19 protein-coding genes are annotated in these 21161 nt (G+C 43.6%); 15 read left to right on the top strand and 4 right to left on the bottom strand.

What is annotated here, in order from left to right:
* The first annotated feature begins 59 nt into the window (after positions 1–59).
* The 3 genes from ACIQXQ_RS12440 (at position 60) to ACIQXQ_RS12430 (ending at position 4210) form a co-directional block, all read left to right on the top strand.
* A complete protein-coding gene (locus ACIQXQ_RS12440; RefSeq protein WP_402957773.1) occupies positions 60–1637 on the top strand; it encodes an acyl-CoA carboxylase subunit beta in 1578 nt (525 codons plus the stop codon).
* Between the two features lie 67 nt (positions 1638–1704).
* Entirely contained in the window at positions 1705–3261 is a 1557-nt protein-coding gene (locus ACIQXQ_RS12435; RefSeq protein WP_402957771.1) for an AMP-binding protein, read from the top strand.
* Between the two features lie 103 nt (positions 3262–3364).
* Positions 3365–4210, top strand: coding sequence for a YtnP family quorum-quenching lactonase (locus tag ACIQXQ_RS12430; RefSeq protein ID WP_402957769.1), 846 nt, complete (start codon positions 3365–3367; stop codon positions 4208–4210).
* Positions 4211–4253: 43 nt separating this feature from the next.
* Here ACIQXQ_RS12430 and ACIQXQ_RS12425 read toward each other — a convergent pair whose 3' ends face one another.
* Positions 4254–4571: a PepSY domain-containing protein gene (locus ACIQXQ_RS12425; RefSeq protein ID WP_402874856.1), complete on the bottom strand. Its 318-nt coding sequence runs from the start codon at positions 4569–4571 to the stop codon at positions 4254–4256.
* A gap of 178 nt (positions 4572–4749) precedes the next feature.
* Between ACIQXQ_RS12425 and ACIQXQ_RS12420 the strand changes: the two genes are divergently transcribed.
* The 3 genes from ACIQXQ_RS12420 to ACIQXQ_RS12410 all read left to right on the top strand — a co-directional run bounded on the left by ACIQXQ_RS12420 (position 4750) and on the right by ACIQXQ_RS12410 (position 7350).
* Positions 4750–5823, top strand: a complete 1074-nt coding sequence (locus ACIQXQ_RS12420) for a M42 family metallopeptidase (RefSeq protein WP_402874859.1) — start codon at positions 4750–4752, stop codon at positions 5821–5823.
* Between the two features lie 68 nt (positions 5824–5891).
* Positions 5892–6401: a DUF84 family protein gene (locus ACIQXQ_RS12415; RefSeq protein ID WP_402874861.1), complete on the top strand. Its 510-nt coding sequence runs from the start codon at positions 5892–5894 to the stop codon at positions 6399–6401.
* Between the two features lie 85 nt (positions 6402–6486).
* Positions 6487–7350, top strand: coding sequence for an AraC family transcriptional regulator (locus tag ACIQXQ_RS12410; RefSeq protein ID WP_402957767.1), 864 nt, complete (start codon positions 6487–6489; stop codon positions 7348–7350).
* A gap of 86 nt (positions 7351–7436) precedes the next feature.
* Here ACIQXQ_RS12410 and ACIQXQ_RS12405 read toward each other — a convergent pair whose 3' ends face one another.
* Positions 7437–7886, bottom strand: a complete 450-nt coding sequence (locus ACIQXQ_RS12405; RefSeq protein WP_402874867.1) for a YtoQ family protein — start codon at positions 7884–7886, stop codon at positions 7437–7439.
* Between the two features lie 129 nt (positions 7887–8015).
* Here ACIQXQ_RS12405 and ACIQXQ_RS12400 point away from each other — a divergent pair, with 129 nt between their 5' ends.
* The 5 genes from ACIQXQ_RS12400 (at position 8016) to murC (ending at position 14618) form a co-directional block, all read left to right on the top strand.
* Complete coding sequence (locus ACIQXQ_RS12400) at positions 8016–8525, top strand: hypothetical protein (RefSeq protein ID WP_402874870.1); 510 nt, start codon at positions 8016–8018, stop codon at positions 8523–8525.
* Positions 8526–8664: 139 nt separating this feature from the next.
* Complete coding sequence (locus ACIQXQ_RS12395) at positions 8665–8976, top strand: thioredoxin family protein (protein WP_402874874.1); 312 nt, start codon at positions 8665–8667, stop codon at positions 8974–8976.
* A 56-nt stretch (positions 8977–9032) separates the two neighbouring features.
* Positions 9033–9833 carry a DUF1444 domain-containing protein gene (locus ACIQXQ_RS12390; protein WP_402874971.1) on the top strand — a complete coding sequence of 267 codons (801 nt, stop codon included), beginning with the start codon at positions 9033–9035 and terminating at the stop codon, positions 9831–9833.
* Positions 9834–10213: 380 nt separating this feature from the next.
* Positions 10214–13033: a DNA translocase FtsK gene (locus ACIQXQ_RS12385; protein WP_402957765.1), complete on the top strand. Its 2820-nt coding sequence runs from the start codon at positions 10214–10216 to the stop codon at positions 13031–13033.
* Between the two features lie 280 nt (positions 13034–13313).
* Entirely contained in the window at positions 13314–14618 is a 1305-nt protein-coding gene (gene murC, locus ACIQXQ_RS12380; protein WP_402874880.1) for a UDP-N-acetylmuramate--L-alanine ligase, read from the top strand.
* 69 nt (positions 14619–14687) lie between these two features.
* Here the strand turns inward: murC and ACIQXQ_RS12375 are convergent, their stop codons facing one another.
* Positions 14688–15800 carry an aminopeptidase gene (locus ACIQXQ_RS12375; RefSeq protein ID WP_402874883.1) on the bottom strand — a complete coding sequence of 371 codons (1113 nt, stop codon included), beginning with the start codon at positions 15798–15800 and terminating at the stop codon, positions 14688–14690.
* Between the two features lie 224 nt (positions 15801–16024).
* Between ACIQXQ_RS12375 and ACIQXQ_RS12370 the strand changes: the two genes are divergently transcribed.
* The 3 genes from ACIQXQ_RS12370 to ytxJ all read left to right on the top strand — a co-directional run bounded on the left by ACIQXQ_RS12370 (position 16025) and on the right by ytxJ (position 17607).
* Positions 16025–16534, top strand: coding sequence for a DUF948 domain-containing protein (locus tag ACIQXQ_RS12370; RefSeq protein ID WP_402957763.1), 510 nt, complete (start codon positions 16025–16027; stop codon positions 16532–16534).
* Between the two features lie 47 nt (positions 16535–16581).
* Positions 16582–17163: a YtxH domain-containing protein gene (locus ACIQXQ_RS12365; RefSeq protein ID WP_402874890.1), complete on the top strand. Its 582-nt coding sequence runs from the start codon at positions 16582–16584 to the stop codon at positions 17161–17163.
* A gap of 117 nt (positions 17164–17280) precedes the next feature.
* Positions 17281–17607: a bacillithiol system redox-active protein YtxJ gene (gene ytxJ, locus ACIQXQ_RS12360; protein WP_402957761.1), complete on the top strand. Its 327-nt coding sequence runs from the start codon at positions 17281–17283 to the stop codon at positions 17605–17607.
* Between the two features lie 69 nt (positions 17608–17676).
* Here the strand turns inward: ytxJ and ACIQXQ_RS12355 are convergent, their stop codons facing one another.
* A complete protein-coding gene (locus ACIQXQ_RS12355; protein WP_402874898.1) occupies positions 17677–19818 on the bottom strand; it encodes a cell division protein FtsA in 2142 nt (713 codons plus the stop codon).
* Positions 19819–20062: 244 nt separating this feature from the next.
* Here ACIQXQ_RS12355 and ACIQXQ_RS12350 point away from each other — a divergent pair, with 244 nt between their 5' ends.
* Complete coding sequence (locus tag ACIQXQ_RS12350) at positions 20063–21139, top strand: bifunctional 3-deoxy-7-phosphoheptulonate synthase/chorismate mutase (protein WP_402874901.1); 1077 nt, start codon at positions 20063–20065, stop codon at positions 21137–21139.
* Positions 21140–21161: the final 22 nt, after the last annotated feature.

Below are 21161 nucleotides of genomic sequence, written 5' to 3'. Positions count from 1 at the left end.
AATAGAGGGAAATTAGTTTAGTCAGAACGATAAATCTATTGAAAAGGGTGAGGACCGAGATGGATCAAGATCAAAAGGTTATTGAAAAGGGCAGTGAGAATTCAGAAAGATTGCAGAAGATTACGAGTGAGCTCGAGCGAATTCATAAAGGGGGATCTCCGAAGAATCATGAGAAAATCAAGACGCTTGGGAAAATGTTCGTCCGTGACCGCTTGAAGTTATATTTTGACAACGGAGAACCCACGTATGAAACGGGGACATTTGCCAACGCGACGAAAAAGGACCTGCCAGCTGATGGAGTCGTCACGGGAGCCGGTAAAATCAATGATAGACTCGTATATTTCACAGCAAGTGACTATACCGTCAAAGCGGGTTCGATTGGCCGCTATCATGGGGAAAAAATCCTGCGTATGCAAGAGGCCGCCATCAAAAGTAAACGCCCGATCGTCTATATGATCGATTCCTCAGGAGGCCGGATTGATGAAGGCGGTGGCTATCATTCCGATAAATATTCAGGCGGGAAGATTTTCTATAATCACAGCATCATGTCAGGAAGGATTCCGCAAATTGGAGTGATGTATGGGCCTTGCTTCGCTGGTACAGCATATATGCCGGTCTTCTGTGATTTCGTCGTCATGCTTGAAGGAAAAGCCGGCATGGCGATTGCTTCACCACGGATGGTACAGATGGCGACAGGTCAAAAAGTCGACATCGAACAACTAGGCGGGGCAAAAATGCATGCAGAAAAAAGTGGAAGCGTCGATTTTGTTGTCCAAACGGAAGAAGAGGCTGCCGAAGTCGTCAAAAAACTATTAAGCTACCTCCCGGATAGTTTCGAAGGCAAGCCACCTAGTGCACCTCCCGTCCCGCCGACTCGTGATCCAATGAATATTGATAATATCATTCCGAAAGAGCCGAACCAGCCCTATGATGTCCACGAACTAATCGAGAGCATTGTTGATGGTGAGAGCTTCCTTGAAGTGAAAAAAAGTTATGCGAAAGAGCTTGTAACAGGTTTTGCACGAATCGATGGACGCGTTGTCGGCATCATTGCCAATCAACCGACGGTCAAAGGAGGCGCCATCTTTCCTGATTCCTCCGATAAAGGGGCAAACTTCGTGTGGCTCTGCGATGCCTATGGGATTCCCTTGCTTTACTTGTGTGATACTCCTGGTTTCATGGTCGGTACACAGGTCGAGGAACAGGGCATTTTACGAAAAGGGAGGAATTTCATATACGCCACATCCGTGGCCAATGTTCCAAAGCTGTGCGTAATCGTACGTAAAGCCTATGGGGCGGGGATTTATGCAATGGCAGGTCCTGCATACGAACCGGATACGACCATTGCGCTTCCTTCGGCTGAGGTAGCAATCATGGGACCTGAAGCAGCCATTAACGCCGTTTATTATAATCAGTTGAGTCAAATTCCTGATCCAAAGCAAAAGGCTGAATTTGTCAAGGCACTGCGTGATCAATATCGTGAAAGCTATGATATTTATAAACTAGCAGGCGACATGCTTGTCGATGACTTGATTATCCCGGGGGACTTGCGAAAAGAACTCATTTCCCGTTATGAGGTGTTCGAGAATAAAGAGTTCCCGCTTCCAAATAAGAAGCATGGTACGATGTTGAGCTAACCCTATACAGACGAGGCAGAAGTAGAATGTCTCGTCTGTATCACTTTAAAACTAAGGAGGGAAAAGCATGAGTGAGATTACCGCGATGAACCGGCTGGCTGTTGGGGATATATTACGCAGGACAACAGGAAGGTTTCCAAACAAGGTGGCGGTCATAGAAGGGGATAAACAATGGAGTTATCGGGAGCTGAACGATGAGGTGAACCGCTTTGCCAACTATTTGCTTGATTCCGGCCTGGAAAAGGGAGATGCGGTCGCGACAATCTGCGGGAATTCCGTCTCATTCATTATCGTCTTTTTCGGCATCGCTAAGGCGGGTCTAGTGTGGGTGCCGCTTAATCCAGGCGTATCCTTTCATGAAAAGAGTTATATTCTTTCAGAGGTAGATTCGAAGTTAGTCATTGTCGATGAAATTTTTCTACAAGGAAAAAAGGAAGAATTGAAAAGTCTTTGTCCGGAACTGTTGATCATTGGGAAAAATGTCTCTCCAGTTGAACGCCTGGAGGAAGCGTATCGGCTCTCCAGTAAGCAAGAACCAGAGGTCCATATTGAGGATCGGGACTTGGCCCAAATTATGTTCACGAGCGGGACGACGGGCATGCCTAAAGGGGTGATGATTTCCCATCTATCGATTTATATCGCCAGCTTGTCCAATATTATTGGTTCCAGTATGAAGCGGGACGATATAGCCAGTGTCATCATGCCTCTCTTCCATTGTGCCCAGCATACCTTGGCCGTTTCCTTTTTCAATGTAGGTGCCACGCTGGTCATTTTGCCGGGATTTGAACCGGAATCCTTCATGAGAACGGTAGAGAAGGAAAAGGTAACTTGGATGTTCGGTCTTCCCATGATCTATAAAGCGATTCTCTATCATCCGAATTTTAAACATTATGATTTAACCTCCTTACGCTTCTGCTTATATGCGATGGCTCCCATGGACCGGGTCACCCTTGAAAAAGGGATGAAGGAGATAGGGGCGGAATTCGCACTGGCTTCTGGACAAACGGAAGTGTACCCGGGAACTTGCATGTTCGAGCCGGAAGATCAACTAAGGAAGCATGGCCCTTACTGGGGTGGGACGGGAATCATCAATGACACCGCCATAATGGACGAAGAAGGGCGGACGTTGGAAAAAGGAGAAATCGGAGAAATTGTTCATAGGGGTCCGAATGTCATGATCGGCTATTTGAATAATCCGGAGGAGACGGAAAAAAGCAAGCGGTTCGGATGGCATCATACTGGCGACTTGGGCTATTTTGATGAAGACGGATTGCTCGTCTTTGTCGACAGGAAAAAAGATATCATTAAATCCGGTGGCGAAAATGTGGCTTCGATCCAGGTAGAGCAGATTCTAGCCTTGCACGAAAAGGTGCTCAATGCTGTGGTTATCGGTCTGCCGCATGAAAGGTGGATAGAAGCTGTGACCGCATTCGTCGTTCCCAAACCGAACGTTACCATTACGAAAGAAGAAATCATCACACATTGTAAAGAGAATCTAGGAACCTTCCAAGTTCCTAAGGAAGTCATCGTGGTCGATCAATTACCGATGACGTCAACCGGTAAGATTCAAAAGCATAAACTTCGGAATCACTATCAACATCTTTATATACCGGCTGGAAAGTAGGGGCACCTTTTAGGTGTCTTGTTTTTTTCTGGGAAAGAGTTACATGTTATCAATTTCAATAAATGGGAGCAGATGTTAAACTGAAGGGTGAGGAGGGGATAAAATGGAAACTTTACAAATAGGGGAAATCAAATTAACATGGCTGAATGGTGGCGTGACCCACCTGGATGGTGGAGCGATGTTCGGTGTCGTACCGAAACCACTGTGGTCCAAGAAATACCCGGTCAATGAAAATAACCAGATTGAATTGCGGACAGATCCGATACTCGTTCAAGTTAACGGATTAAATATGTTGATAGACTCCGGGATCGGGAATGGAAAGCTGAACGACAAACAGAAACGGAATTTTGGCGTGACGGACGAGTCCGGGCTCATTGAGGATTTAGGCCGGCTCGGGATCAAACCAAATGAAATCGATTACATTCTAATGACCCACCTACATTTCGACCATGCCTGTGGGTTGACTAAGCCTGAAGGAGATTCACTGGTCCCGGTTTTCGAACGTGCCGAAATCATCACGACCCAAATCGAATGGGATGAAATGCAGCAACCCAATATCCGCTCAAAAAGTACATACTGGAAGGAAAACTGGGAGGCGATTGCCCACCTTGTCCGTCCTTTTGAAGGAGAACGTGAAATCACGGAAGGCATTAAAATGATTCATACCGGCGGACATAGTGATGGACATGCCATCATCCTGGTTGAAGACGGTAAGGACAAGCTGATCCATTTAGCCGATATCATGCCAACGCACGCCCATGCGAATGTCCTGTGGGTACTGGCTTATGACGACTACCCAATGACTTCGATCTCGGCAAAGGAAAAGTGGATGAAATATGGTCTGGAGAACGGGGCCTGGTACAGCTTTTATCATGATGCCCAGTATTGTGCCATCAAGTGGGATGAAACGGGTAAAGAGGTAAAGGATGAAGTGAAACGGAAACGGTAAGTCATAGAAAAAGGAGGCGATTTGGGTCGCCTCCTTTTTTTGTTCAATCATGTTGTGCATTCAATTCCAATATCGTCCCGGTAGTAGCATCTGCAATGAATTCAAATTGTTCGCGGTTACCATCGGTATTTCTAGTGATGCCGCCTTTATATACTTGGTAGTCCAAATCATTTTTTTGATAGGTTTCGGGTTTCATTAAAATCCAAGATCCATATATACTTCCATCTTTTCTGACTGTTTCCTTCACCTGCGCCAATACTTTGTCAGGAGAAGGCGTATTTGTTTGATTCAAAATTTGTTTTGTAGCATAGCCTGTAGCGAAGCCGGCTGCTGCCCCCAATAGAAACGTTTTCCAATTCATGAATTTCTCCTCCATTGCTTTTTATTACTCACTCTATCTAGTATACATAAGAAGTCTTTCTTTGACTAACGATTTGAAATTTTACCCATTTACTGATAAATTAAAACATGCTAGGTGGTAACTATCGTCTAAGTTAGGTAAAATAGATAGGAAATAAAAGTAGTTAAGGGGTAGAGATATGGATCAAGAGACTTTAACACTATTTAAAACATTGACGGAATTACCAGGGGCTTCAGGAAATGAGCATGCCGTGCGTAATTTTATGAGAAGTGAGCTTGAAAAATATTCAGATGAAATCGTTCAGGACCGCCTTGGAAGTATCTTTGGCGTAAAAAGAGGAAATGAAGAAGGCCCAACTGTAATGGTGGCTGGACATATGGACGAAGTGGGCTTCATGGTCACTTCTGTTACGGAAAATGGCATGATCCGCTTCCAAACACTTGGAGGTTGGTGGAGTCAGGTTCTTTTGGCACAACGAGTGGAAATTATTACGGACAACGGGCCGGTAATCGGGGTCATTGGTTCCATTCCTCCGCATTTGCTTGATGAATCGCAGCGTTCGAAACCTATGGATATCAAGAATATGTTGATAGATATCGGTGCGGATGACCAGGAGGATGTGAAGCGGATCGGGGTTAAGCCTGGTCAGCAGATTGTTCCGATTTGCCCTTTCACGCCGATGGCCAATGAAAAGAAAATCCTTGCTAAAGCATGGGATAATCGCTATGGTTGCGGTCTTGCGATTGAACTATTGAAGGATTTGAAGGATGAAAAATTACAGAATATTTTATATTCGGGTGCGACGGTTCAGGAAGAAGTGGGATTACGGGGTGCCCAAACGGCTGCACATATGATCAAACCGGATATCTTCTTCGCCTTGGATGCAAGCCCGGCAAATGATATGTCCGGCAATAAAAGTGAATTTGGACAGCTGGGTAAAGGTGCATTATTGCGTATTTTAGACCGGACGATGGTCACACATCGCGGAATGAGGGAATTCATCCTCGATACGGCCGAATCCAATGATATTCCTTATCAATATTTTGTTTCTCAAGGCGGAACGGATGCAGGAAAGGTCCACATTGCCAATGATGGGATTCCGAGCGGCGTGATTGGGATTTGCTCACGTTACATTCATACCCATGCATCGATGATCCATATTGATGATTATGCGGCTGCCCGTGAATTGATTGGGAAGTTGGTCCGCGCTTGCGATAAAACGACATTTGAGACATTGAAGAATAACGGATGATAATGAAAGCTGAAATGGAGGGGACACCCTTCCATCAGCTTTTTTTGCATAGAGGGAAGGGCATACATATGAAAATTGTAGTAGGCAGTACAAACCCGGCGAAAGTGCAGGCCGTGATTAACATCTATAAAGAAGCAGAAGTCATCTCGCTACAGGTGGAAAGTGGGGTTTCGGAACAACCATTTTCAGATGAAGAGACCATGAACGGGGCTGTGAACCGGGCCAGAAATTGCTTGCTTGAAAAGGGGGCCGATATCGGAATCGGTCTCGAAGGTGGCGTGGTTAAAATGGAACGCGGCTTATTCGTATGCAACTGGGGGGCAATGGCCACGAAGGATGGCGATATCTTCATTGCCGGAGGCGCGAGAATTCCCCTCCCCGGAATGATTGCGGATCGCTTGGAAAACGGGGAAGAGCTCGGTCCGATTATGGACGATTTCACCAAGAAAGCGAATATCCGCAAGAAAGAAGGGGCTATCGGGGTATTTACGAATGAACGGATTACCCGTGCCGATATGTTCGGAAATATCATGGAAATGCTTGCGGGGCAGTATGAATATAAGAAAAACCATCAATAAAAGAGACTGTCAGAACAAAGCAGAAACAGACAGGATTTAGGACATCGGTGCTGATAATATAGAAAACAAGGGAGGGGAAAGCCATATGGGGTGGGTAGAATCCATTCAGAAGGCCCTTGACTATATAGAGGAGCATTTAATCGACGACATGACCATCGAGAACATTTCTAGTCAGGCGAATGCATCAGCCTTTCATTTTCAGCGGACGTTCACCATCTTGACGGACATTTCCGTTGGAGAATACATCAGGCGCCGTAGATTGACATTGGCTGCCCAGGAACTTGTAAGCACCAATGGCAAGGTCATTGATGTAGCCTATAAATATGGCTATGACACTCCCGAGGCTTTTTCAAAAGCCTTTCGGCGTCAGCATGGAGTACCTCCTAGCGAAGCCCGAAAGTATATGGGAAAGCTGACATTCTATGAACGCCTGGTTATCCAGGTGCTTCTAAAAGGGGCGGAACCGATGAAGTATAATATCGTGGAAAGAGATTCTTTTCGAGTGGTCGGTATCAAGCGGGAGTTTTCACTAGAGAACGAAGAAAATCTGATAGGAATCCCGAAGCTTTGGGACGAAGTGAACTCGGATGGTACCAGCAATCGGTTAGGAAAATTGAATAACGGCCGAATCAAAGGGTTGCTAGGGATATGTGTCGATTCCCCTGAAGATGAGCGGAATTCAATCGATTATTGGGTGGCCACGGAGTATGACGGAAGCGTCCCAAAAGATTATTCTGGCTTGACGATACCTGCATCCAAGTGGGTTGTGTTCGAGGTCAGTGGACCGATGCCCGAGGCGATGCAAAAGGTTTGGAAACACATCTTTTCCGAATGGTTTCCGGCAAGCGGACATGAACATGCAGGAACACCGGAAATGGAAGTGTACGTTGAAGATGATGCTTCAGCCGCAGATTATTACTCCGAGATATGGATCCCTATTAAGAGATAAAGGATGGGCTTGTAGGCAAAGACTGTGTCCTACAAGCTTTTTTTATACATGTAAAAAGCACTCCATAAGAGTGCCTTTAACTTCATTCATTTTCCATCTTCGAATATATAAGAAAGGACTTTTAAGGCTTGGTTCACCGATTCGACTGTGACGCTTGCTTTTTCAGATAATTCTTTTAGCGCGTGGTGATGGGATTCTGGGCGGATCAAGATAAGTGGTTTGCCAAGTGAGACCGCGGTGCTTGCATCCATGGCAGTATTCCACTGCTTATATTTCTCTCCAAATAGGGCAACGACAAGGTCAGCTTGCTTCATCAAAAGACCCGTACGCAAATTATTGATTTGAGAAGCTGCCATATCCTTTAAAACGGGGGTCGGCTGTTTCCCCAGAATATCTTCCCCGATATTATCGGAGCGTTCATGATTTTCCATTGGGCCGACAAATTCTAAAGGAAGCTTTAAAGCGGCCGCCTTCTCTTTTAATTCACTTCTCCAATTTGAATGGATTTCTCCAGCCAGGTAAACCGTTACTTTCATGATGATCCTCCTTATTATCTAATTTGCTTACATTGTATCATGTTTTAAGAAAATGGATGGATTTCATAAATTAGGATATAAGTAAAGACAAGAGGGTAACGGTAGATTGTTGAAAAGGAGGGGGAATTCTTGAAGGTCCCACCCCAAAAAAAAATTCTGATCGTCTTTTTGATGAGCATCCTGGCAGTCGGTTGTTCAGGCATTGAAAGGCAGGTGGATAAGGCCGTGACAGCAACGGTTTCCGCTTTTCGGGATGAAGCGCCGCAACCGAATACAAAAGTGGGGCTTATAAAGGTGTATCTGCCTAAAAATTTCAAGATAGAAGAGGAACATGAGAATAACTTGATCCTGAAAAGTGGTCAACAGGCTTATATATTATTTGTCAATCCAAATGAAAACAGCGAAAGCTCGCAATTATTTTTGACGGCAAAGGAGCAGAAAACTCATTATTTGACACTGGAATCCTTTCAGAATGATGATAAGTTCGGTTTTATTTCCATCATGGAATTATCGGAAGAGAAATATGAGCTTTCCGTAGGAAGCGGCGGGGTCAAGCTCACAACCGAGACGGGGAAAGAGGATTTAAAGGATGAGGCGGAGAAAATGATGGAAATCGTTTCTTCCGTTCCACAGAGGTGAAAGAAGGTCCGGCGTACCCATACCGGACCTTTTGTGCTCTCTATTACAATCCGTATTGATGGTTGATTGAAGCGGAGTCTGGTATGATGGAATTATAAAATAACTAGATGGATTTCATAAGAGCTGGAGGAATAATAAGATGGAAAACTTACAAACTGTTGAACAATACGATGCATTAAAAAATGAAGGAAAACATATTTTCCTTTTCTCGGCAACATGGTGTGGCGATTGCCGAGTGATTGAACCAATCCTACCGGAAATAGAAGCGAAGTTCCCTGAATTCACGTTCATTCATGTAGATCGCGATAAATTCATCGATGTATGTGCTGCTAATGATGTTTTTGGAATTCCTAGCTTCATCGGATATGAAAACGGTAAAGAGCTAGGCAGATATGTGAGCAGGGACCGTAAAACACAAGAACAGATTGAAGAATTCATTTCATCATTATAATGAAAGGTCCCCTTCTTTAGGGGATTTTTCAATGGATAGGAGGGTCAGCCATGAAAATGGATAGCATAAAGCTGAAGAACATATTAAAAGAACGCTTAGCGGATGAAAATCGTACGTTCAAATTCGATAGCCAGAAGGACACGTTACGGATCGAAAATATAAAGACCGGTAAAGGCATCACGGTTGAACTTCCACCGGTGCTTGCAAATTACGAAAATATCCAAGAAAAAGCCATTGATGAAGTCATCTATTACGTAGATGAGGCACTGAATGTAATGGGGGAAGAACATAGCATGGAGGGCAAGGAGAAATTCATTTTTCCTGTAATCCGATCGACTTCATTTCCAATGGAGGCAGAAGAGGGCAATCCCTTCTTGTTCGACGACCATACGGCGGAGACACGTGTCTTTTATGCGTTGGATTTGGGCAAGACCTACCGTTTGATCGATGAGAAAATGCTCAAGCGTGAAGACTGGCAGGGAGATAGGATCCGGGAGATTGCCCGTTTCAACGTCCGCTCCCTCTCGACTAAATTGAAGTCGGATATCGTAGCGGGGAACACCTTTTATTTCTTGAATACAAATGATGGCTATGATGCGAGCCGGATTCTTAATGAATCATGGCTTCGTGAAATGAAGGAAAAGATATCGGGGACCATGGCAGTGGCCATTCCTCATCAAGATGTCATCATCATTGCCGATGTGCAAAATGATACTGGCTATGATGTACTCGCACAAATGGCGATGAGCTTTTTCGCCAGTGGCCACGTACCGATTACGGCGTTATCTTTCCTTTATGAGGAAGATGAGCTAGAGCCGGTCTTCATTATGGGTAAAAATAAAAAGCGTGAACAATAAGTAAGCGGATGGATGAATAATGATAGGGCTCCTGTCTCTTTGGATGGATTTCCAAACTCGGCAGGGGCTTATTTTGTTATACCCTAGGGAATATAATATTTTGTATTAAAACTTAATCTCATTGTAAACTCTGTTTAACAGAGGTGTTTTAATTAAATAGTAGACTATATAATTAGAACGTGTTTAAACTCATATGAAAAGGGGTTTAAATAGGTTAAGAGTTATGTGAAATTGGGATGATTCCTGCGGAAATTTGCAAAAAACTACATATATATCCCTATTAACCTTAATTTCTCTCGATATTTCAAAAAATACTGGTAGAATTAGTTACATAATTACAGATAGTAGAAAGAGTGATAGGTTTGAAGTGGCTAAATAAAATGAAAAAGTGGTTCCAAGCAGAGGAAATTATTGAGATTGAAGAAATAATAATAGATGAACCGATCGATAAAGAGACTTTAAAGAAGATGGACTTTTCTAAACTTCCCAAGACAAAGAAGGAAGAAATCGAAGCATACAATCAAACGGTGGCAAAAATGTCCCAAACGAAAGATCCGGATACGAAGATCTTGTTTCAATATCCAAAAGGGGAATTTAAATTCCCTCTGATACCTGATAAGGAACAACGTGTGAGAAAGCCTAGGGAAAAGAGAAGAGAGGAGCGGGAGCATAAACAGGATACGGAATCCTATGAATCCAAAAGGCCTAAGCAGAGTCCCGAGCAGAAACGGAAGAACGCTGAACGGATCGCTACTCAAAAGATCCTGCCATCCAATACCCCGTTCCGACCGACGGAAATCCCCTCACCTGTTTATGGGTTTCGGCGACCGGAAAAAAAAGTGGTCAAATCGGTCGAATTTGAATTAGAGAGCAAATTTCCTGTTCTTAAAAAAGAAGAGCCTGAGGTTCCAAGGATTATTCCGAACGAGGTAAAGGAAGAGGTTTATGAGGAATTGACCCGTGAACCTTCCGTTCTTGTACCAGAACAGATAGATGAAAAAAAAGAAGAAGCCATTTCCGAGGTTCCTGCCTTTATGCGCCGGAATGAGGATACGGACCCCAAGGCGGCGACAAGTGAGCCGGAACCAGTTGCTTCAGAATTTCCGGTAGACCAAGAAGTTGAAGAGCAAGAAACGGAGCAAGTGGAATTTGGGCAGGAAGTGGCGGTCGGGATAATGGAAGCCGTTGAACCTACTGTCGTTCCAGCCGAAGAAGGTAAGCCTGAGGCCCCGGCATATATCGCCGAGGATCCTGTTGATCCCGAAGTCCTTGATCAGGGGACGGAACCGAAAACCGAGGAATCCCCTAAACGCCCGAAAAAGCATATCCCCTTTAATGTCATGATGTTAAAGCAGGATAAAGAAAAGGCTACATTCCTAAATCCTTTTAAAGCGGAAAAAAAAAGCCCTGAAATCGAAAGGGGAGTAGTGGCTGTTGAAACGAGACCCACTGAAAAGCCTGTAACATCATGGACTACGTTGGAAAGCGAACCCATTCCCGTTGCTACAGGAGTGCAGGTTGAGGAAGAAGCCATTCAAGAACGGACGGATACACCTGAACCACAAAGGGCTGAGGAAGTTCGGTATGAACCCGTAACTCCTTCGCTACCTGAGCACGAGAAACAATCGCATTTCGAGACGAACGAGGTTCCCATTTCTCCGGTTATTCCAGAAGCGGAAGTTGTTGAACATGAAGAAAAACAGGAGGTAGCTGTTCCAGAGCCTATGAAAGCAGCCCATCCCGTCAGTACGGGACTAGTCGATTCTGTAGAAGATGAGGAAAATCCGTATTATGTATTTCCAAAGATCGAGTTATTGACTCCTCCCACATATGCCGAACATGATGATGAGTGGCTTGAAGAACAGACCGTATTGCTGGACGAGACACTGAAAAACTTCAATGTCCGGGCAAAAGTCGTGAACGTGACGCAAGGTCCGGCGGTCACTCGTTTCGAGGTCCATCCTGAACCGGGTGTGAAAGTGAATAAAGTGACGAACCTCATGGATGATATCAAGTTAAGTCTGGCGGCTCAGGATATGCGAATGGAAGCTCCAATTCCAGGTAAGCATACCATCGGCATTGAAATTCCGAATCGGAAGAGCAAGCCTGTATTTTTGCGTGAGGTTTTGGAGAGTACTGAGTTTCAAGAGCATGAATCACCGCTCGCTGTTGCGCTGGGACTAGATATTTCCGGCCAGCCGATCATCACCGATTTAAGAAAGATGCCGCATGGCCTGATTGCCGGGCAAACGGGATCGGGAAAAAGCGTGTGCATCAATACGATGTTGGTTAGTTTACTGTATAAAGCAACGCCTCAGGAACTGAAATTGATGTTGATTGATCCAAAAATGGTTGAGCTTGCTCCATATAACCAAATTCCCCATTTAGTCAGTCCGGTCATCACAGATGTGAAAGCTGCCACTGCGGCCTTGCAATGGGCAGTGGAGGAAATGGAACGCCGCTATGAACTATTTGTCCATGCAGGAGTTAGGGATATCAGCCGTTTTAATGACCAGGCTGAAAAAGCCGGACAATATTCCAATAAGCTGCCATATATCTTGGTAATCATTGACGAATTGGCCGATTTAATGATGATGTCCCCGGCAGATGTCGAGGAAGCGATTTGCCGCATTGCTCAAAAGGCCCGTGCTTGTGGCATTCACTTAATTGTGGCGACACAGCGTCCGTCCGTGGATGTTATCACTGGTTTAATCAAGGCGAATATCCCGACTCGAATCGCTTTTTCCGTTTCATCCCAAGTCGACTCGCGAACCATCATTGATAGCGGTGGGGCAGAGAAACTGTTAGGAAAAGGGGATATGTTGTTTGCGGAAAACGGTTCATCAAAAACGGTCCGTCTGCAAGGGACTTTTGTAAGCGATGAAGAAATCGATCAAGTGGTCAATCATGTGAAACTGGAACAGAAGCCAAAATATTTATTTGAACAAGAAGATTTGTTGAATCGTGCCCAAGTGACGGAAGAAGCGGACGAGTTATTCTTTGAGGCATGTGAATTCGTCGTTCATCAGCAGGCCGCTTCGGCTTCTAGTGTCCAAAGGCGTTTCCGAGTAGGATACAACCGTGCAGCTCGTCTGATAGAAATGATGGAACAGCAGGGCGTCGTTTCTGAATCGAGGGGAAGCAGGCCACGGGATGTACTGATTACCGAGGAAGAACTTGAATTTTTACACGTAAATTAAGAGAACCTATACTAGGGTTCTGTATATAATGTGAAGGGCGAGATATAAATTCTAAAGCGAATGGAATAGAAAAGCCAATGATTTGATAAAATGGCATCTCCCTGACATGGATGTATGAATAAAAAGGTGATATAATATATTTTTGTCGATGAATAAATAAAAAGTACGTATAAAAACCTAGGCGAAAAGTACAATTCGAGCAAGTTTTCGTAATGAAAAAACAAATAAACATGACGTCATATACTGTCATACAGATAGACGATTGGTGGAGGTTCGTTATATGACTGCTTACCATTTTGTGGGTATCAAAGGTTCGGGAATGAGTGCGCTTGCTCAAATATTGCATGATATGAATATTCAAGTGCAAGGTTCCGACTATGAAAAAGAATTCTTTACACAAATAGCGTTAGAAAAAGCTGGGATAAAAATCCTTCCTTTTAACGAGGAAAACATTCAGCCTGGAATGACCATCATTGCAGGTAATGCGTTCCCGGATACCCATCCGGAAATCGTGAAAGCAATGGAACTTGGTTTACCAGTGATACGTTATCACCGTTTTCTTGGTGATTTCATGAAGACCTTTACAAGTGTTGCCGTTACCGGGGCACATGGTAAAACGTCGACTACAGGCTTGCTGGCCCATGTCATGGGTGGTGCCAAACCAACATCCTATCTGATTGGGGATGGAACTGGAAAAGGAATCGTGGATTCTACTTACTTCGTATTTGAAGCATGTGAATACCGCCGTCACTTCCTTTCTTATTATCCTGACTATGCAATCATGACGAATATTGACTTCGATCATCCAGATTACTATGCAAATGTGGAAGACGTGTTCGAGGCATTCCAAACGATGGCCTTACAAGTCAATAAAGGGATCATTGCATGCGGGGACGACGAGCATTTACCGCATATTCAAGCAAAAGTACCGGTCATTTTTTACGGATTTGCGGAAGGAAACGATTTTCAAGCGAAAAATGTTTCCGTCACTCCGGAGGGAACGACATTCGATGTGAATGTGAGGAACACGTATTACGATACTTTCTCCATTCCGACTTTTGGCAAGCATAGTGTGTTGAACGCTTTAGGTGTCATTGCACTGTGTAAATATGAAAACCTGGATACGGAAGCCGTGAAGGCTCAGTTACTCACTTTTGAAGGCGTAAAACGCCGGTTCTCCGAAAAGGAAATGGAGAGTCAAATCATCATTGATGATTATGCCCATCATCCTACAGAGATTTCAGCAACCATTGACTCAGCGCGTCAAAAATATCCAGAGCGTGAAATAGTAGCGGTCTTCCAACCGCATACTTTCTCAAGAACGCAAGCATTCCTGGATGAGTTCGCCGACAGCCTGAATCTAGCCGATAAAGTATACTTATGTGAAATCTTTGGATCTGCCCGTGAACATCATGGAAAACTATCGATTGAAGATCTTCAGGAGAAAATTCCTGGTGCCGAGCTTATTACAGAAGAAACAACAACGCAATTACAAAAACATAAAAACAGTGTAGTCCTATTCATGGGTGCAGGGGATATTCAAAAATTCCAGGCTGCTTATGAGGAGTCGCTGCAAGTTAAATAAAAAATGACCAACCCATAAATGGGTTGGTCATTTTTTATGGAATCACAAGCATGATCTGCGTGAAGTAGGTCATTTTAAATTTTCTGGATTTAATGATTCAAGTTCAGGTAGAACAAAGCGTCCATCTTTTCGGATCAGCACATCGTCAAAGTAAATTTCCCCACCGCCGTATTCAGGGCGCTGGATATTGACTAAGTCCCAGTGAATACTCGAATGGTTGCCATTAAAGGCATCATCATAACATTGTCCAGGGGTGAAGTGAAAACTTCCATCAATTTTCTCATCAAAGAGGATATCTTGCATCGGATGTAGAATATAAGGATTTACACCGATAGCAAATTCACCGACATAACGGGCGCCTTCATCTGTATCAAAGATTTTGTTGATGCGTTCAGTATCATTGGCCACCGCTTCAACAATTTTTCCATCCTTGAATGTTAACTTCACGTTTTCGAAAGTAAAGCCCTGATAAGGAGATGGAGTATTGTAAGAAATGACCCCATTAATCGAGTCCTTAACAGGTGCTGTGTACACCTCACCATCAGGAATGTTCAGTTCACCTGCACATTTGATGGCTTTAATGTCCTTGATGGAGAAAGATAAGTCTGTTCCGGGACCAGTTAAGCGGACTTTATCGGTCTTATCCATCAAATCAACAAGGCTATCCATGGCTACGCTCATTTTTCCATAATCGAGATTGCAGACTTCGAAATAGAAATCTTCGAAAGCTTCTATACTCATTTTGGCTAATTGAGCCATAGAATTCGTCGGGTAACGGAGCACGACCCATTTCGTTTTCGGAACGCGGATATTTCTATGTACTTTTCCGATCGTTTGACCATGAATCGCCATTTTGTCTGCGGGCACATCGGATTGCTCATTGATATTATCTCCGGCACGAAGCCCGATATATGCATCCATCTGGCTCATCACGTTCGCTTCGAATTCACCCATCATCTTGTATTGTTCTTCCTGTGCACCCATTAATAAGGCGCGATCCACTTGATGGTCCTTTAAGAGGACGAATGGGTACCCATCAGCTGCATACGCTTCTTTTACAAGGGCGTTGACCAGTTCGCGTTGCAATCCAAAGTTTTCTATCAAGAGTTTTTCACCCTTTTGGAGTTTCACTGAATAATTTATCAGATTATGTGCAAGTATCTCGATTCTAGGATCTTTCATGTAGAATACCTCCAATATTTAGTTTTATTATTCTATCATACCTGATTAGCTGTAGAAATTTCATCCATTGGTCCCAATTAGTCGAAATTTTTCGCTATCAATATTTCCAAAACAGGTATAGATAGGGTATATTCACAAATTAAATACGTTTATAATAACGGGGAAGGGGTAATTAATAACTAAACAGTTACTAAATATGTCGATTTTTTTTCGGAGGTGTTCCAATGGAGATCATATTATACGTAAGTGCTGCAGTGGCAGCAATCGCTTTCCTGGTCCTTGTTATCTTCTTAACAAAGGTACTCACATCACTACAAACTACCTTGGACAGCGTGGCCCGGACGCTGACGGGACTTGAAAGCCAAATGCAAGGCATAACGGTTGAAACTACCCAGCTACTACATAAAACAAACTCGTTAGCAGAAGACTTGCAACAGAAATCTGAAAATCTGAACACAGTGGTGGATGCAGTGAAAGATGTAGGTATTTCCATCTCTAGCTTCAATACATCCGTCCAAAAGGTTTCTAATAAAGTGCAGGCAGAAATCGATAACAACCAAGAACGAATTTCCCAAATCGTTCAATGGAGTAACGTGGCCATGGAAATCCGTGATAAATGGAAGGCCAGGAACAAGCAAACCGCTCCAACTGCATATGAACAGGCAGAGATAGAAAGAGAAGCACTTGAAACAGATAACCTACCTAAAAAAAGGTTTTTACGATCTAGATCTTAACACCAGGTAAATAAAAAAAATTCCCAAATTTGAAAGGAGAATGTTACATGACGCAAAAAGAATATCCTACAAGCGAATATCAAAAATCATACGAGGAAGCACGCGATTCCATCAATTCGAAGGACTTCATGATCGGCGCCTTGATCGGCGGAATGATCGGAGCAGCTACAGCTTTATTCATGGCTCCGAAAACAGGCAAGGAATTAAGAAATGATTTCAACGAACAAGCTAAGAGCCTTTCCGAGAAAACAGAGAAGCTAAGACAAACCGCGATGGAAAAAGGTACGGTTTTGGCTGATACCGCTAAAGAAAAAACAGGAACGGTTACTGAATTGGTTTCTAGTAAATCTTCAGATATCGTCAATAAAGTGAAGAACCTAAAAACGGGCAAAGAAGAAAATGGCGATGCAGCTAATGATACTACGAACTCAAGCAATAAGGATATTGATGTAACGGGAACTTCCGATTCGAAAATCGTATCCGTTGAAACCAATATGCCTGAAAGTAAAGACAATAAGTCAAAAAATACACAAGCCGACCCGACTAGCGGAAACAAAAATACGGCAAAGCTAAAATTAGATGAAGCAAAAAAAGCTTTTGATGAAACCGAAAATAAATTAAAAAAATAATGTATGCTTCAATCGCTCAATATTTGCGAAGGTATGCACAATAATTGTCAAAAAAGACGATGAAGTGGTACGATGACTTCATCGTCTTTTTTCTGAAATCGAAAGGGGTTAATACACATGACACTTACTAAAATCGAAACGGAACAACAATTCAATGAGCTCGTAACGGAAGATCTTTTTTTACTTTTTAAGCATAGTGTTACTTGCCCAGTCAGTGCGGAAGCTTTTGAGCACTATCAAAATTTCATCGCTGAACACCCGGAGTTAAAGACGGCCTACTTGGCCGTGCAAGAAGCGCGTCCGCTTTCCAACCATGTGGCGGAAACTTTTGAAATCAAACATCAATCCCCCCAAGCCATCCTATTTAAAAATGGCACGCCTACATGGAATGAATCCCATTGGAGAATTACAGAAGATTCTCTAGGCAAAGCAATCTCTCAATAAATGATGAAAGGCAGGCGTGTTGTTGAATCAACATGCCTGCCTTTTTCATTTTATGAGACTGTTTCTATGTCAACTAGTGGTGGGCCAAAGAATTCTTAATTGGTCACCGGGGGCAAGTTCATCGTGAAAAGTAGTTTCCTGCTCATTTTTAATGAGAATGAATCGGCTATTCCCTGTGGTAGGCATAAAGATTTCCACATGACGGAAAAGGTCTTGAAAGATAAAAGGTTCCACCTTATGTTCGATCATACTGAGGTCATCATTTGGCTGGATGATGTCCGTATCTTTCAATCGCTCGTCACCGCGTCTGAATTCTGCCAGATTTTTAGACAGAATGACTTGTTTGCCTTCAAAAAAAACAGGGACGTTGTGGGTATGCTGGATTTGTAAAGCTTCCATCACCTCTAATAAAGTAGGAGGGGCTGGATTTACCACTTCTAATTCATCGCCATCTTCAAAGGAGTACGTCCGTTTTGTTGCCAGTCCATTTTTGCTGATTTTACCCGTCCACGAGGGAAGCTGAATGGACTTTCCGTTCAATTTAATAGATAACGGTTCAAGGCAAGCAAGAAGTTCGGATAAGTGAAGTTCTTTGATCAACTCATTAATCGTTACTGGTATCCTGCAAGTTATTTGATCATGATCCTCGATTAATTCATGGATGGAGGCAGCTTTGCCATTTCTGGTAATGGAGGCTTCGATGGTATACTCTGTACCGTTAAGGATCACGGTTTTTCTAGGGATATCATCCAATACATCGAGTATGCGCAAAATGGCCGGTTCACCGTCTTCCCCTTTTGAGGTTACGATGACGTCTTCATCCTTCACTTCATCATCTAAAGAAGCTTCCGTTCCGTTTAAGGTAATCACCGATTTCTTTCCATGGTTTCCGGGAAGGGTAAATTGATTTCCGTTGATCGTGACGATTTTGGCCATGCCGGGTTTTCCATATAAAGAACTCATCTTAATACCTGCTGTGAGCAGGCAATCCCCCACTGTTGTTCGTTTCATATCAAACAAGCGGATGGGGTGCCCGTCAACGGTGATGCTCATGTATTGAATCGGGTTTTTATCGGCAGCAATGGCAATCCCAATCGGTGTTACCAATTCAGGCCCTTTTTGGATTTCAGACGAAATGCCAAGGTTCTGGATCGCATCGACGCCCCGGATTGCCACACGGTTACTTGGCAAGTTTAGTTTTTCAGCTAAAAGCCGGCATAATTCCGGTGTTTGGCTTCCACCTCCGACAAGCATCACCGCTTTTGGTGAACACTCATTATTCAAGGAGAGAATTTCTAAACGGATGGCTTCAGCCAACCTATCGAGTGCAGGATGAATATGTTCGATGATATCACTCTTGGCAATCTCGGTGGAAAATCCAAGAATATCAGTGACCGTTATCGAATCTTGATCGAGCAATTCCCTTTTCGCCTTTTCTGCAAGAGGGAAGTCCAGGAGCAGGTAGTCACTTATGGCCTCGGTAATTTCATCCCCAGCGATTGGTACCATTCCATAAGCGATGACGGTCCCTGAATCGGTCAAGGCGATATCGGAAGTCCCCGCCCCTATATCGACCAAGGCGACGTTAAGGCGGCGCATAGAGGCCGGGATGAGGACATTGATGGCCGCAATCGGCTCAAGCGTAAGAGCCTGCATTTCCAATCCCGATCTTTTCAAGGCAGCTAAAAGGGATTCCACAACGACCTTGGGCAGGAAGGTGGCGATGATCTCAACTGACGCTTCTTCCCCGCTCTGATCGATCAGGCTTCCGATTTCCTGTCCATCGAGGCGATAGTATAAAACCGAATAACCAACACAATAATAAGTGGACCGGGAGTCTGATTGTTCTGCCACGGTCGCCTGGGCTTCCTGGACAGCACTGAATTCGAGGTGGAGGATATCCTCATGTGTCAGCATCGGTTTCCCAACTATATCGACAGACGTCTTCGCCCGTTCGGTTTTCAATGCCCTACCGGCTGCAGCGACAGAAACCTTTCTTAGGGGACCGTGAGTTTCCTCCAGTTTGCCCTTAATGTGAGAGATGACTTTAGCCACAGCTAGAACATCATGTATTTGACCGTCCAGCATGGCCCGCTCCGAATGCTCTTCTGATAGAATATCGATAATATTATAGCTTTCCTGTTCTTTTTCTAATATAATTCCTACAACGGAACGCGTTCCAATGTCCAAGGCAAACAGTTTTTCGTGCATCAGTGACACCTTCTTTTATGTAATATATTACTTTAGTACTTAAAAGCGTTTAATTAATAAAGAAAAAAGTAGTGACATTTACAAGAATTTCATTTATAATTGTTTTTAATTATACATGAATTATTATAAAATTTTCATAGCTTAAATTATCGATTGAAATGAGTGAAAATTCGAACAGGTAAAAAGTACGGGTTTTCCATCGTGAAATCGTTGATATTTTTAAAATCGAAGGGATGGATTTGGAATGAGCAATAGAGAGCTTGATGGATTGCGTAATCAATTGGATGATGTAAACCTTCAGTTATTGCAACTGATTAATCAACGGGCGGGACTAGTACAGGAAATCGGCCGCGTTAAAGAAAAACAGGGCGTAAACCGCTACGATCCAGTCCGTGAAAGAATCATGTTGGATCTTATTGAAGCGAATCATCAAGGTCCTCTTGACCTAGGTTCGATTAAACATATCTTCAAGGAAATCTTTAAATTAGGCTTAGAACTTCAAAAAGATGATCAGAAGAAGACGCTTCTTGTTTCCAGAAAACAAAAACCGGAAGATACAATCATCGACATCAAAGGTGAACTTATCGGGAACGGGATTCCTAGTTTCGTATTCGGTCCATGTGCCGTGGAATCTTATGAACAAACGGCTGCAGTTGCTGAAGTCATCAAAGCAAAAGGCCTGAAGCTTATGCGTGGTGGTGCATTCAAACCGCGTACATCGCCATACGACTTCCAAGGACTTGGTTTAGAGGGATTACAGATCCTCAAGCGGGTTGCAGATGAATATGGTTTGGCAGTCATCAGTGAAATCGTAAGTGCAAATGATATGGAAGCAGCGGTTGAACATATCGATGTCATCCAAATCGGTGCACGTAACATGCAAAACTTCGATTTATTGAAAGCGGCAGGTGCCGTAAACAAACCAGTCCTTCTAAAACGTGGACTTGCAGCTACGATCGAAGAATTCATCCATGCAGCGGAATACATCATGTCGCAGGGTAATGGAAACATCATCCTTTGTGAACGTGGTATCCGTACGTACGAAAAAGCAACAAGAAATACGCTTGATATTTCTGCTGTTCCGATCTTGAAACAAGAAACGCATTTACCTGTCATGGTGGATGTAACCCATTCTACCGGACGTCGTGACCTTCTTCTTCCAACGGCTAAAGCAGCTCTTGCCATTGGTGCAGATGGAGTGATGGCGGAAGTTCATCCAGATCCTTCTGTTGCTTTATCTGATTCTGCACAGCAGATGGACTTCAAGCAATTTGATGATTTCTATAACGAAATTAAACGATTGAACTGGGTAACGGTTTAAGAAAGAATATTTGAAATATATG

The organism is Peribacillus sp. NPDC097198, assembly GCF_044762055.1.
Lineage (GTDB): Bacteria > Bacillota > Bacilli > Bacillales > DSM-1321 > Peribacillus.
Note: the sequence above shows the minus strand (reverse complement) of the source record. Positions and strands in the feature narration are given on the sequence as shown.